Origin of the sequence: Paenibacillus sp. RC84 (assembly GCF_041260495.1) — a bacterium.
Lineage (GTDB): Bacteria > Bacillota > Bacilli > Paenibacillales > NBRC-103111 > Paenibacillus_F.
In genome coordinates this window covers 15,957-28,934 of sequence record NZ_JBGBYL010000007.1, presented here as the reverse complement: position 1 = coordinate 28,934, position 12,978 = coordinate 15,957, and the positions used below count along the sequence as shown (strand labels likewise).

Genomic DNA, 12,978 nt, shown 5'->3' with positions numbered 1-12,978 from the left:
CAGCAGAAAAAGGAAGGGGTGCCCGCGGAATTTGCGGGCACCCCTTCCTTTTTCTGCTCCCTGCCGGAACGGATACGGCTTCTTTTACCGACATTTTTAAGCACAAAGGCTTGTCCTGTCCTTTACTTATCGTTACCGATCTCGAACGATTTTTTTCCCCGTTCGCTCTTTATGATCCGCCTGCGCACGTAGAGGAAACCGACAAGCGCGCAGGATAGACCCAGTCCGGCATAAATAACGGTCGAATAGATGTCCATATAGCCCACAATCGTCTCCCAAGATGCGCCTACGGCAGCCCCGACATAGACAAGGACACTGTTCCAAATAAGCGAACCCGCCGTAGTGAGAAGCAGGAAAGGAACGAAGCTCATGCCCGCACTTCCGGCCGGAATTGAAATCAGACTGCGGACCAGGGGCACGAGCCGTCCGAGAAACACGGCCCATACTCCGTACTTGTCGAACCAGGAGCCCGCTTTTCCGATGTCCTCCGGTTTCAGACGGAGAATCTTACCGTGCCGCGCAGCTAGCGATTGCAGGCGTTCCATCGACATCAGCTTTCCGGCCCCGTACAAGCAGACCGCCCCCGCAACGGAACCGGCGGTTGCGGCCAGGATAACACCGAATGCGGTCAATGCGGATGTGGTCGTCATGAAACCGCCTAAGGTCAGGATGACCTCCGAAGGAATCGGAGGGAACAGGTTTTCCAGTGCGATCAGCAGGAAGATGCCGAAATAGCCGAACGCCTCCATCGTTTCCGTAATCCACTGCTCCATTCGCATCTCTCCTCCCCGTCTTTTGTTAAACGAACGGAATCCCGCATCTCAACTCTGTCAGACTGCCGTTTCTTTTTTTTCTTTCGACAGAAACCAGCCGCACAAGGCAATAAGAACCAGAACGGCATAAAACGTATATTTCCAGGCCGGCAGCTTCGCAAATCCTTCGGGCAGAACGGAAAGCGCCGGATGCGATAAGGTATACACAATCAGCTTGACCCCTACCCATCCCACAATGACAAACGCCGCAATTTCCAGGCCGGGTCTCCGGTTAAGAAGATTCACGAAGTAGGAAGCGGCAAAACGCATAATGATCAATCCGATGAGCCCGCCCGCAAAGACGATGAAGAATTGTCCCCCGTCCATCCCACCGATTCTGGGCAGGCCGCTTTCCGGCAGGGCCACCGCCAAAGCGACAGCCGCAAGAATGGAATCGACCGCAAAAGCGATGTCGGCCAGCTCGACCTTGAAAACCGTCGCCCAAAATGAAGAGCCCGCTTTGCCCGCTTTCTCTTTTTTGCCGCCGTTTTCACCCTTCTTGACCAGAACTTTGCGAAAAATATGATTGAGTGCGATGAAGATCAGATAAACCGCGCCGATGGCTTGCACCTGCCAGACGTCAACGAGAAAAGAAATAATGAACAGCGATAGAAAACGGAAGACGAAAGCGCCAGCCAATCCGTAGAAGAGCGCCCTTTTCCTTTCTTCTTCCGGTAAATGTTTGACCATGATGGCAAGTACGAGGGCATTATCCGCCGCGAGCAGTCCTTCCAGACCGACAAGCACGAGCAGCACCCAGCCGTATTCGAGAATTAGCGAAACATCCATACGTTATCCTCCTGCAGTTTTGAGTTTGAGTTAAATCTTTGCGCGGGCGGATTATTTCAAGTCTCTGAGCAGCCCGTTCATTTTCTTGTAATGACCGCTTACCCTTTCGGCGAAAACCGAGTGAGCCAGCTGATTTTTAGCCATCAGGGACATCTCGTAATCCATATCAACACTATTTCCGTTGGTATTGAAAACATACGGCCCGAGAACCGTGGTGTTAATGAGACCGGCTTCTCCTGAACCGGAAATCTTGAAATGCCGCTTGTGGGATGTAATCCCTTCCAGAGGCCTCTTACCTTCCGTCGCTTTCTCCAGCTCCTCCTCGAAGGAAACAAACCGACTCTTGTAACCGGGGGTATCCACGTTTGCAAGATTGCTCAGGATCGCCTGATGCCTGGCCGCCGCAATGTCGAGCGCTTTCTCGTTCATCCGGGTCGTCGAAGAAACTAGCATGGGGTTGACACTCCTCCTCGTGTAATCTTGATGCTGCGTTAATGAGATGAACTCGATAAACGGCGCCGCTTTTCCTCCCTCCCCCGAAATAGGGCCAAAATAAAAGCAGCCTTCACCGGTTGGCCGGCAAAGGCTGCTGTTTTGCTAAAAAATAAAAGACCATTGCCGTAAGGGCAAAGGTCTCGCTAACAACGTGATCCATCTTACGTCGCATGCAAAGCCGGAGGCGATCAAGCCACGTAATGACGACTAAGCATGTATAAGCTACTCCCCTTTGAAGGGTATGAAATTAATCTCAAATTAACAGATTCGTCTAGCCGTGTCAATCTTTTTATTAAAGAAAAATCGTTATATTCCGCCGAAAATGGCACGTTGTGCAAATTCAGCTTGCTGATACCGCTGTTTCTTCGCTTTTAACGAATCTTTTAAACAAATATCGAGCAGTCGGACCTACAATAAGGAGCTGCAGAGGCAGAGCAAAACTAACGTTTTTAACTATCAAAGAAAAGTAACTTTCAAGCAGTGATGTTCCTACCGGAGGGTTAAGCAAATAAGAAGTCGCGAGTCCATACATTGACATGATCAGAACCATTCCGATGACCATAAAAAATGAAAGGGACAGAATGACCAATATCTGCTTAGACTTGTCAAAAGGCAGGGAAAAAGCGATTCTCTTGGCTACAGGACCGACAATAAACGATTCCACTAGGAACGCAATAATGAAGCAAAGCACGAATTGAACAAGGATTCTTTTCCAGGTTATCGTGCCGATCAAGCCGTTTGTAACTAAATTATAAGACATCATACCCACGACCATCCCACAGCACATCATCAATCCGAAATAAACATTTTCTTTCTTCGTTGTCGGCAATTCCATCATCCTCTCTGTTTACCTTTGTTAGTATAGGGATAATGGAAGGCTCCGCATAAGTGACAAGTTTATGAACATTTTGACGCAGAATGTTTCCCGCTTTTGTCCGCAGCCCCCGCTATGCTGTCTAACTGCGCTCAACCAAACGGGAACGAGCACCCGCCAATTGCCGCAGACTCTTGAGGTTGATCAGAAGAATGCCCGCAATAATGGTAACGCCTCCTGCCAGCGACAAAAACGAGAGAGGTTCACCGTAGAGCACCACCCCAAGGCTAAGCGCGATCAACGGAGAAATATAGAGCCAGGTGGACGGAAAAACGGGATTCGTTTTGGCTACAAGCCAGTAGAAGATCGTGTGCCCCATCATCGACCCGAAGACGATCAGATACAGCAGCGAAAAAACAGCTTCGGGAACGAACATTGCTTCCATATGTACCTGCTCCGTGAATAGCGACAAAAGCAGAAGCATGAGTCCCCCGTACAGCATCTGCGCCGCATTCAGTGCGATCGGGGACGTATCGGAAAATCTTCGGATAACCCGCCGGGAATACACTGTGCCCGCGGAATAAAAAACCTGCCCCGTCAGGACCGCGATGCAGCCCGCCACCCATACCGTGCTGAATGCGACGGTCATTCCGGGGACGAGCAGAATAACGACGCCGGCAAATCCCACCAGACAGCCCGCCCAGGATGAAGCGGACATTTTCTGCCGGGTCATGCCCGTCTGCAGCAGCATCTCTTTGCGGAGCAGCAGCGAGAGCCGCGCCTTTTTTTGTGCGACCATGACAATAAAGAGGATAGCACCGGCAAGAAAAAACCGGACCCCGGCCGAGAAGAAGGGGGATGCCCCCGCATCGATCCCCACTTTGATGGCCAAAAAAGTTGTCCCGAAAATTAAACACATCAGGATATAGTTGAACGGGATCATTTCCATTCCTCCTTTTCCCCCAGTATAAACGGGAACAAACAGAACAGTTTCCCATGAACAGAACAGATTTGCGCCGAAATCGGCTATACTGGAGAAAACCAACCTGAGGAAAAGAGCGATGTGTTGTGGAGAGAGAAAACCGTTCGAACGTCCATTCCGATAAGCTTTTCGAACAAATTTACGATTACCTGCTGGAAAGAATTCGGCGCGGGGAATGGAAGGCGCATGACAAGCTCCCTTCAATCCGGTCGCTGGCCGCGGACTTTCGGGTGCACCGGCTGACGGTTTTTAAGGCTTATCAGCTGCTGAAGCGCAATGGGGATGTGTACGTGAAGGATAAATCCGGATACTACGCGCATCCCGGCAGCCAGTCGACGCTGGGTCCGCTAAACGATCCGATCGTTTCCGCCTATGTGCATGAAAGCCACCTTTCGGAAATCCATCAGGTGCAGGCGGACTATCAATTTTCCAAGGCGCTGCTCGATCCTAATCTGCTGCCGAATCTTTATTTGTCGGAGTATGTAAAAAAAGTGTTCGATCTGTATCCGAAAGTGCTGGGCACCTACTCTACCGTTCAAGGAGACCAGGAGCTGCGTGAGGCGCTTTGCGGTTATTTCACGACAGGCTTTCATTTCTTCGTGTCTCCCGATGAATTGTTGATCACCTCCGGTTCCCAGGAGGCGATCGACTTGGTGGCCAGAGTCCTCGTAAGGCCGAGGGATGCCGTCATGCTGGAGCGGCCTACTTACAGTCCGGCCATAGACGTTTTCAGCCGCCAGGGCGCCCAGATCATCCCGGTCGATATTCATCCGTCCGGCTACGATCTGGAGCAGGTGGAACGGATTATGCAGACCGATAGGCCGCGCCTTTTTTACCTCAATCCCACTTTTCACAACCCGACGGGGTTCACGGTTCCCGCCGAGCAGCGCAAAAAATTGGTGGAGCTGGCGGAAACGTACAAGTGCCTGCTGATCGAGGACGATCCGGGACGCGATATCTATTTCGGCGATGAGCCTCCCCTGCCGCTCTTTTCCTACGATACGGCAGGATACGTCATTTATCTCCGCAGTTTCAGCAAATATATCGCTCCCGGACTCAGCATTGCCGCCGTAGCCTGCCGTCCGTCGTTCATGAACTACCTGATCCGGGCCAAATCGTTATCCGACAGCGGGGCTCCCCTGCTGAATCAGAAGATTTTTCTGCACTATTTCTTTTCCGAACGGATGCAGCAGCATTTGGCGAAACTGAGAATTGCCCTTGCCGTACGCAAGGACATCATGGAGGAGGAATTGTCCGGAACCGGGTGGCAATGGACCAGCCCTGCGGGGGGCTTTAATCTGTGGGTGGAGCTGCTGGCTTCGGTGCCGATGGACCGTCTGCTCAGCCGCTGCATGGAACAGTCCCTCACCTTCGTTCCCGGTACGATCTGCGATCCGCTGAGAGAGCCAACATCCCGGGTGCGCATGAGTTATTCCTATTTGAATGAAACAGAGCTGCGCGCAGGGTTAAGGCGGTTTAAAGAAGTGGTTTTTTCTTTGTTAGAGGAAGTCCGTTAGAGGAAAAATCGGGGAATGTTGCGATTGTCTGAAGCCGATCCGGGGCGCGACGGTCTGACATACTTGCGCCGCGCTCCGATTGGAGTTGAAGGGTCAGAAAAGAACAGGCAGACTGGTGAGCGAGCGCAGCTTTCCGTAGTTATAAACCAGCCGCTCCGGTTCGACTGCCAGACGCAGGTCCGGCAGCCGCCGCAAAAGCGTGCCGAAAGCGATCTCCCCTTCCAGGCGGGCAAGCGGCGCGCCGAGGCAGTGGTGGATCCCTTTGCCGAAGGCGAGATGTTCATTCTCTTCGCGGGTGATATCCAGCGTATCCGCATCGGAAAATTTCTGCGGGTCCACATTGGCGGCGGCAAGAGACAGCAGCACAATTTCGCCTTGGCGGATGACTTTGCCGTGCATGGCGATGTCCTCTCCGGCAAATCGGCTCGCGATGACAACGGGCCCCTCCATGCGCAGCATCTCTTCTACGGCACCCCGAAGAAGAGATGGAGTTTCCCGGAGCAGGCGCATTTGTCCCGGATGCCGAAGCAGCGCGAGCATGCCGTTGCCGATCAGGTTGACCGTCGTTTCATGTCCGGCGATGATAAGCAGCCAGATCGTCGAGAGAAGCTCGTTCTCGCTCAGCTTGTCGCCCTGCTCGTAAGCCTGGACAAGACCGCTCGTCACATCCGTGCCGGGATTGAGGCGTTTTGCGTCCAGCAGCGTCCGGATGTACCCGATGAACTCCTCCAGCGTCTCTTCCACCGCGGAACCTTGGCTTGGGTCCACTGCGGCTTGCAGGAGCTTCTGAGTCCAGCCCCGGAAAAGGCTGCGGTCGGCCGCCGGAATCCCCAGCATCTCCGAAATGACGATAATGGGCAATGGAGCCGCGAAATCCGCGACAAGATCCATATCCCCCCGCTCCTGGACAGCATCCAGCAGCTCGTCGGCGATCTGCTGGATGCGGGGACGCAGACCCTCGATCATCTGGGGCGTAAAAGCTTTCGAAGCGAGCCTGCGCAGCCGGGTATGATCGGGCGGATCGGCTGTAAGCATATTCGGCATGTTCCTCAACCATTCAAACAGTTTGCCCACATACGTGCTTGCCCCCGCTGCTTCCGGCTCGTTCTGCGGCACGTATTTCCTCATATCCTTGACCAGCCGAGGATCTTTCAGCATCGCGGCCACATCATCGTGACGAAAAGCGATCCAGGCCCCTCCCATCCCGTAAAAATCGTCCAAATGGATAAGAGACTCCTTCTGCGCGGCCAGCCGCTTATAGAACGAAATGATATCACGCATCGTTTCGGGCGAATTAAGATCGCCGCCAGTCATTTTTTCCATGGATTTACTCCCTTCTATAAAAAGCGAATAAGCGGAAAAACGGCAAACGTTTATGCGGGAAATAGCCTGCTGCAGCCTTTTAAACGTGATCCTGCGCGATTCCTTGACGGATCATTACGCAGAACTCATTCATTTTCGTGAACATGTTTTCGATATAATGGTCGTCGATGGCGCTAAGATCCGTGACCTCCGCTACGAACTTATTCTCGAAATGCTCCAGGGTAATCACAATCAGCTCAAAAGCGTGCTTGCGGTCCACTCCGCTCCGAAGGGGCACTTTGTCAAATAACCGCTCCCACACCTCATTCTTGGAAGCAAGCACATGCCCGTATTTCTTGGCAATGTCTTCTTTCAGCTCTTCCGGTGTTGAATAATAGACCTCGTAGATCAATTTCATTTCGTCCGGATGCTTGCGGAAATAATCGAGTTTTTTGCGGCTGTACGCATCAATCGCTTCAAAAAAATCCCGGTAGTCCGGAATGGTGTCCACCCGGAGTTCTTCCCTCGCCTTCTCGAAGCAGTGATCCAGCAAGCTGAGATACAGCATTTTTTTGCTTTTGAAATGGTGAAAAATCAGTGCCTTGGAAATTCCGGCCGCCTCCGCCAGCATTCCGGTCGAAGTGTCTTTATACCCGTTCCGCGCGAAAACGGAAAGACAGGCTTCGAAAATCTCTTCTCTTTCGTAAAGTTGTAAAGGCAACCGGTATCTTCCTTTCTTTATGCTAACCGATCGGTTAATAAAAGTGTAACGGATGCTGACCGGTTAGTCAATATAGAGATCGACGCGATCCGAACAAAAAAACGGCCTCAAGAAGGGCCGCTTCTTGTTGCTTTAAGGCGATTGCCTGGAGGTACCAGGGCTACCGGTTTGCCGCTTGTCGCTTGTCGCGTGCCGATTGCTATCCGCGCATCCGCGAATTTTCGGAATCCGCCGCTAGATCCGGCTTTCCCAGGATTCCGCAAGCAGCTCGGCGTTTATCCCTACGGCGGCCAAGGACCCGAGAGAAGCGGCAGTAATCGCCTGATACATTTCGGTTGCGGCATCGCCGGCGGAGAAGACGCCCGGTACGTTCGTTTTACCGAATGGATCGGCCGTGACCGAGCCCCCTTCCGTGATGCGGCAGCCGATCTCACGCGGCAGATCCGAACCGGCAGCGAGTTTGGGCGCGAAGAAAATCCCTTTGCACGGGATTGCGCTGCCGTCTTCAAGCACAACCTGCTCCACCATACCGCCGGTCGATTCAATGCGCGCGATGGGCGAATCGAAAACCGGTATATGATGCGCCTTGAGTTCCTCGCGCTGCTCTTCCGTCAGCTCGTCGGGACCGTTGGTGCAGATCGTCAGCCGCTCCGACCAGCCGGAAACCGTCCGGGCCGAATGCAAGGCGGCCCCTCGCTGAGCACTCATTCGTTAACCCCCTTAACTATCCAATGTATGAATAGTATGGTAAATTTAACCTAACGGATTTAAGGAGGATATCTTTTATGAAACTGAACCATACGGCGTTTATTTTAATTTGGTTAGTCGGGGCAGGGATTGTCTTTTACGGAATCGGAACGCTGGAACTGTATCTGGATTACAAACGTGCAAACTCCGTTTACTCAAACATTTTCGCTCTTGATAGTTTCAAAATTTTGTTGTACATAGTAACAGGTATTTATAGCGGCACGCTGTTCATGACAAGCAAACTGACGGTTCACCGGGCTTTGTTTTTAACGATATTTATTCTGTTTTTGCTTTTAAGTTTTTATCCGCTCCTGATATTTGCCGTACCTTTGCCTGGGATGGATGTTATTTATCCTAATTATCAAAAATTCGCGTTCATAGCAGGTTTAAGCTTGTTTATGACGCTTTATAAATTCAGGATAAAATCCCCGTCCCGCCCACAGCCGGCAGGAGAACCCGCAAATGGCCGGGCCGCAGGCTTCCGGGACTGACGGCAGCGCCTGACTTTAGACGATAAAAAAAGACACGCCCTCTTATAAGAGCGTGCCTTTTTTTGTCCGTAAATTCAGAGCCTAGCCGATTCAGCCCGCTGCTTCCCTTTTAACTTTCCCCGGCAAGCTTGCGGATCAAGCCCGGCAGCCAGTCGTCCAGATGACGGAACGTATACCCGGCTGCTTCGGCTTTGGACGTGTCCATATACCAGGACTCCGGTACACCGAACGGGGACATGTGCTCTTCTTCCGTTTTGTCCGAAACGTGCGCTTTCTTGTTCAAGGCCTCCCCGATAAGGGAGACGATTTCACCTGGCGTAATCTCTCCTTTGGAGCAGGCGTTCACGGGTCCTACCAGCGAAGATGTGCCGAGCCAGCCCAGGAAAGAAGCCGCCTCATCCGAGTTGATGAACGTCAGAAGCGCCTCGCGGTTCGGGATACCGAGCGGAAGTCCCCGCTTGATATGCTCGATATGAAAATGCAGCCTGCGCGTATAATCATCCGGGCCCAGGACGATCGGGAACCGTACGGCCGCTGCCGGAAAAGGCGCTTTGCGGAACAGAACGGCTTCAACGAGCCGTTTGCCTTCCGCGTAATCCGGTTGGTCCGGGTAAACGGACGGCAGCGGATAGCCGTAAGGATCGAAATCGCTCTCTCTTTTGCGGGGGCCTCCGAACGGATAGACGCTTTTCGATGAAGTCACGATGTACCGGCCGATGCGGCCGGCAAACAACTGCACCGCATGTTCCGCATCTTGAGGCGTGTAACAAATATTGTCGTAGACCACGTCGTAATCCGCAGATCCGATCGCCTGACGCAGTGCAGCCGCATCCGTGCGATCGGCATGAAGCCTTTTGACACCCGGACCGAACGAATCGGCAGCATTGCCTCTCGTAAGGATGGTTATATCCGCCCCGCTGCGGAGCAAGTTCGCGGTCAGCTTTTTACCGAAAAAGCGTGTTCCGCCCAAAATAAGCACGTTTTGCATAGTCGATCCCCTCCTTTCGTAAATTTTACCATCTTCTTTCCCCAAACCCCAAAAAGAAAAGACTGCCTGGCGGCAGCCCTTCATTCAAGCAAGCAAACCTCTATTCCACGAGCTCCTCCACTTTATCCGCCAAAAACAGCGAATAAATGCGCACGATAATGATTTTCAGCACAATGTAGGCGGGAATCGCCAGAATGACGCCCAGTATCCCCGCAATATCCCCGGCAACCAGAAGCAGAATGACGGTCGTCAGCGGATGGATATCGAGTCTTTTCCCGTAAATGTGAGGAGACAGCAGATTTCCTTCGATTTGCTGCGCGATAACCGTAACCACAAGCACCCAGGCGACCATGGCGGGCGAAACGGTAAAAGCGACGATAATCGTCGGGATAGCTCCGAGAATAGGCCCGATATACGGAATGATATTCAAGATCGTAGCCGCAATGGCCAGCAGAAGCGAGTACGGAAGATCAATGATCAGAAATCCTATGTACAGCATGACGCCGAGCAAACTGGTGATGATAACGCGCCCCACGATAAACCCGCTAAGCGCAGAATCGATGTTAGCGAGCACCTCTTTCCCATCCCGGCGGTAGCGCCTTGGAATGACGGTCAGAATCGAGGACGGGATATGTTCGCTTTCTTTCAGCATGTAATACAGAATGATCGGAACGGTCGCAATAATGATCACGAAATTCGTCAAGATCGAAATCACATTGGTCACATAGTCGGAAGCCGCCGTAATGCCCCTGTTCAAGTATTCCGAAAGCTTCGTCGACAGATCCGATTCGCTTCCCGCGAACATGGAGAACATCCGGTTCTGCTGCAGCCTGCCCATCTGTTGTTTAAAATTCTCGATCAGTCCCGGAACTCCGTTCACGAAATTTTCCACCTGGTGCTGAAGCGTCGGCCATACCCCGACAACGAAGATAATGACAATCGCTGTCAAGACGAAATACACCAGCAGAATGGACAGGACTTTGTTCAGTTTCCGGGACGTTAAATACTGGATCACGGGACGGAGCAGATAATAGAAAAAGCCCGCCATCATAAACGGAACGATCAAAATATTGATCATCGTGATCAAGGGGTTGAACACAAAACTGATTTTACTGAAAAGCAAAATAATCAGAAGCACGGAGATAATTCCCAGACATACGCGGAAAAAACGGCTCTGAATGTACATGTTCCTCTCCCCCTTTCCTTTTGTACGGCAAGCGCCGAATTACGTTATGCCATACATTACCCGGATCGGAGGAAACTCAATACAAGAAAAAAACACAGACCGGGACTCGGAATTTTGCCGCCGCGTCAGGCCTGTGATAAAGTGAATTTGCAGAGGAAAGCAACTATTCTTTTCTTGCGGGAGGAAATTCGATTTTATGGATTTGAAAAAACTGCATTATTTTATCGCAGTGGCGGAAGAGCTTCACTTCAACCGGGCTGCGAAAAAATTGAATATGACTCAGCCTCCGTTAAGCCAGCAAATCCAAGTCCTGGAGGAGGAACTCGGGGTTAAGCTGTTCGAGCGTACCAAAAGACAGGTTCGGTTGACTCCTGCAGGAACCGTGTTTCTGGAAGAGTCAAGAAGCCTAGTCGCTCAACTGGAACAGTCCATCAAAAAAACACAGCTCACCGGACAAGGCAAAATCGGAAATTTATCTATCGCATTCGTGGATTCGGCAGTCGGCGGTACCATGGTCAATGTTTTAAAAGCGTTTCGCGAACGGTTTCCGGATGTTCAGCTTACGCTGACGGAAATGACAACCGCCCAACAGTTGCAAGCTCTGCACGATGCAAAAGTCGATGTCGGCTTCTTGCGCTCGGCTGACCCGTCCCCTCATGTAACCTCAAGGCTTCACGCAAATGAATCCCTGCTTGCCGCAATGCCCGTCACGCACCGGTTAGCTAAACAAGAGTCCTTGTCCGTACATTCTCTGGCAGATGAACCTTTTATTTTGTTCCCGCGTGATAAAGGAGCTTCTTTTCATGATCTTATTCTTGATTTTTGCGGGAAGCATGGGTTTCAGCCCCGTATTGTCCAGGAAGCGGTTCAAATGTATACGATCGTTAATCTGGTAGCTGCCGGGATAGGGGTTTCAATCGTTCCCTCTTCGGTATCCGCCTTCCGGCGAGAGGATGTCGTCTTCCGCTCCTTTAGTGAAATAGCGCCGTCCGTTCCTCTTTATGCTTCTTGGAAAACAGACAGAAACGAAACGGTTCTGATGAATTTTCTCGACGTTCTGGAAGAAAAAACAGCCGGCGAGGCTTCCCGGACCTCCCATCGTTAACCGGTTTTACTCGGATCAAATTCCGCAATGCCGCTCAGAATAAGGTCGATTTGCCTCATGACCTCCGCATCCAGCCGGATTCCCGCCGCCTTTACATTTTCTTGTACCTGCTCGGGCTTCGAGGCGCCGATAATAGCCGACGATACTTGCGGGTTTTGCAAAACCCAGGCCAGCGCAAGCTGCGGCATGGTCAAACCGGCTTCTTCCGCAAGCGGACGAAGCCGACCGACGGCCTGGAGAACTTCTTGATGCAGCCACTGTCCGGCCAAACGATTGAAAAACGGGGCACCCGCCTCCGCTGAAGCGCGGGAACCTTCCGGCACCGGCTTGCCGGCCGCATATTTACCTGAAAGAATCCCCTGCGCAAGCGGCGACCACACCACCTGTCCGATTCCTTCACGCTCGCAAGCCGGGATAACTTCGCCTTCAATCACACGCCACAGCATGGAATATTGAGGTTGACTCGCCACGAAAGGAACGTGCAGTTCTCTTGCCAGAGCCGCACCGCGCTTGATCTGTTCCGCATTCCACTCGCTGACTCCGATATAAAGAACTTTCCCCTGACGGACGAGGTCCGAAAACGCTAAAAAGGTTTCTTCGAGCGATACGTCCGAATCGAAACGGTGTGCGTAATACACATCGATATAATCCGTTTGCAATCTGCGCAGAGAAGCGTCGCACCCTTCCAGGATATGTTTGCGGGACAATCCTCTATCGTTGGGCCCGCTGCCCGTGGGATGGAAGACTTTCGTGCAAAGCTCTATGCTGTCACGCCGTATTCCCTTAAGAGACACTCCCAGAACGGATTCCGCTCTCGTCTCCGAATAAACATCCGCCGTGTCGAAAGTCGTGATTCCGGCATCCAGTGCGGCATTCACACAGGCTTGCGCCGTGCGGTCATCCACTTGAGCCCCGTGTGTGATCCAATTCCCAAGAGCCATTTCACTAACCGACAAGCCGCTTTTGCCCAGTTTCCTGTATTTCATTTTTCGTTCCTCCCTTCCGTTTGAATCCGATTATAACAAGCCC

General features: G+C 52.0%; 13 protein-coding genes and 1 pseudogene. 3 read left to right on the top strand and 11 right to left on the bottom strand.

Annotated features, from left to right (window positions below; genetic code table 11):
* Positions 1-122: 122 nt before the first annotated feature.
* The 5 genes from ABH899_RS16615 to ABH899_RS16595 all read right to left on the bottom strand — a co-directional run bounded on the left by ABH899_RS16615 (position 123) and on the right by ABH899_RS16595 (position 3,853).
* Entirely contained in the window at positions 123-773 is a 651-nt protein-coding gene (locus ABH899_RS16615; RefSeq protein WP_369998320.1) for a DedA family protein, read from the bottom strand.
* Between the two features lie 57 nt (positions 774-830).
* Positions 831-1,601: a TerC family protein gene (locus ABH899_RS16610; RefSeq protein WP_369998317.1), complete on the bottom strand. Its 771-nt coding sequence runs from the start codon at positions 1,599-1,601 to the stop codon at positions 831-833.
* Positions 1,602-1,652: 51 nt separating this feature from the next.
* Positions 1,653-2,054 carry a flagellar basal body rod protein FlgB gene (flgB, locus tag ABH899_RS16605; protein WP_369998314.1) on the bottom strand — a complete coding sequence of 134 codons (402 nt, stop codon included), beginning with the start codon at positions 2,052-2,054 and terminating at the stop codon, positions 1,653-1,655.
* Between the two features lie 382 nt (positions 2,055-2,436).
* Complete coding sequence (locus ABH899_RS16600; protein WP_369999025.1) at positions 2,437-2,925, bottom strand: DUF2798 domain-containing protein; 489 nt, start codon at positions 2,923-2,925, stop codon at positions 2,437-2,439.
* Positions 2,926-3,052: 127 nt separating this feature from the next.
* A complete protein-coding gene (locus ABH899_RS16595) occupies positions 3,053-3,853 on the bottom strand; it encodes a DMT family transporter (protein ID WP_369998311.1) in 801 nt (266 codons plus the stop codon).
* Between the two features lie 125 nt (positions 3,854-3,978).
* Here ABH899_RS16595 and ABH899_RS16590 point away from each other — a divergent pair, with 125 nt between their 5' ends.
* Complete coding sequence (locus ABH899_RS16590; protein WP_369998309.1) at positions 3,979-5,409, top strand: aminotransferase-like domain-containing protein; 1,431 nt, start codon at positions 3,979-3,981, stop codon at positions 5,407-5,409.
* Between the two features lie 93 nt (positions 5,410-5,502).
* Here the strand turns inward: ABH899_RS16590 and ABH899_RS16585 are convergent, their stop codons facing one another.
* The 3 genes and pseudogenes from ABH899_RS16585 to ABH899_RS16575 all read right to left on the bottom strand — a co-directional run.
* A complete protein-coding gene (locus tag ABH899_RS16585) occupies positions 5,503-6,732 on the bottom strand; it encodes a cytochrome P450 family protein (RefSeq protein WP_369998307.1) in 1,230 nt (409 codons plus the stop codon).
* A 79-nt stretch (positions 6,733-6,811) separates the two neighbouring features.
* On the bottom strand, positions 6,812-7,432 hold the full coding sequence (locus ABH899_RS16580; RefSeq protein WP_369998304.1) for a TetR/AcrR family transcriptional regulator: 621 nt from the start codon (positions 7,430-7,432) through the stop codon (positions 6,812-6,814).
* 234 nt (positions 7,433-7,666) lie between these two features.
* Positions 7,667-8,125, bottom strand: a pseudogene (locus ABH899_RS16575) (FAD-dependent oxidoreductase); the annotation flags it as partial.
* Between the two features lie 92 nt (positions 8,126-8,217).
* Between ABH899_RS16575 and ABH899_RS16570 the strand changes: the two are divergent.
* Positions 8,218-8,670 carry a hypothetical protein gene (locus ABH899_RS16570; protein WP_369998301.1) on the top strand — a complete coding sequence of 151 codons (453 nt, stop codon included), beginning with the start codon at positions 8,218-8,220 and terminating at the stop codon, positions 8,668-8,670.
* A gap of 109 nt (positions 8,671-8,779) precedes the next feature.
* On the opposite strand, the gene ABH899_RS16565 is transcribed toward ABH899_RS16570, so the two are convergent.
* Positions 8,780-9,658: an NAD-dependent epimerase/dehydratase family protein gene (locus tag ABH899_RS16565; protein ID WP_369998299.1), complete on the bottom strand. Its 879-nt coding sequence runs from the start codon at positions 9,656-9,658 to the stop codon at positions 8,780-8,782.
* A gap of 100 nt (positions 9,659-9,758) precedes the next feature.
* Entirely contained in the window at positions 9,759-10,844 is a 1,086-nt protein-coding gene (locus ABH899_RS16560) for an AI-2E family transporter (protein WP_369998296.1), read from the bottom strand.
* Positions 10,845-11,040: 196 nt separating this feature from the next.
* Here ABH899_RS16560 and ABH899_RS16555 point away from each other — a divergent pair, with 196 nt between their 5' ends.
* Positions 11,041-11,949 (top strand): LysR family transcriptional regulator, encoded by a 909-nt coding sequence (locus ABH899_RS16555; RefSeq protein WP_369998293.1) that lies wholly within the window; start codon positions 11,041-11,043, stop codon positions 11,947-11,949.
* Here the strand turns inward: ABH899_RS16555 and ABH899_RS16550 are convergent.
* Entirely contained in the window at positions 11,946-12,935 is a 990-nt protein-coding gene (locus ABH899_RS16550) for an aldo/keto reductase family protein (RefSeq protein WP_369998290.1), read from the bottom strand. The genes ABH899_RS16555 and ABH899_RS16550 overlap by 4 nt on opposite strands.
* Between the last annotated feature and the right edge of the window lie 43 nt (positions 12,936-12,978).

Bases quoted from the DNA above. Each gene is read 5' to 3' on its own strand.
- flgB (WP_369998314.1), bottom strand. From the start codon at position 2,054: ATGCTAGTTTCTTCGACGACCCGGATGAACGAGAAAGCGCTCGACATT.
- ABH899_RS16595 (WP_369998311.1), bottom strand. From the start codon at position 3,853: ATGATCCCGTTCAACTATATCCTGATGTGTTTAATTTTCGGGACAACT.
- ABH899_RS16555 (WP_369998293.1), top strand. From the start codon at position 11,041: ATGGATTTGAAAAAACTGCATTATTTTATCGCAGTGGCGGAAGAGCTT.
- ABH899_RS16570 (WP_369998301.1), top strand. From the start codon at position 8,218: ATGAAACTGAACCATACGGCGTTTATTTTAATTTGGTTAGTCGGGGCA.
- ABH899_RS16565 (WP_369998299.1), bottom strand. From the start codon at position 9,658: ATGCAAAACGTGCTTATTTTGGGCGGAACACGCTTTTTCGGTAAAAAG.
- ABH899_RS16550 (WP_369998290.1), bottom strand. From the start codon at position 12,935: ATGAAATACAGGAAACTGGGCAAAAGCGGCTTGTCGGTTAGTGAAATG.
- ABH899_RS16610 (WP_369998317.1), bottom strand. From the start codon at position 1,601: ATGGATGTTTCGCTAATTCTCGAATACGGCTGGGTGCTGCTCGTGCTT.
- ABH899_RS16615 (WP_369998320.1), bottom strand. From the start codon at position 773: ATGGAGCAGTGGATTACGGAAACGATGGAGGCGTTCGGCTATTTCGGC.
- ABH899_RS16585 (WP_369998307.1), bottom strand. From the start codon at position 6,732: ATGGAAAAAATGACTGGCGGCGATCTTAATTCGCCCGAAACGATGCGT.
- ABH899_RS16560 (WP_369998296.1), bottom strand. From the start codon at position 10,844: ATGTACATTCAGAGCCGTTTTTTCCGCGTATGTCTGGGAATTATCTCC.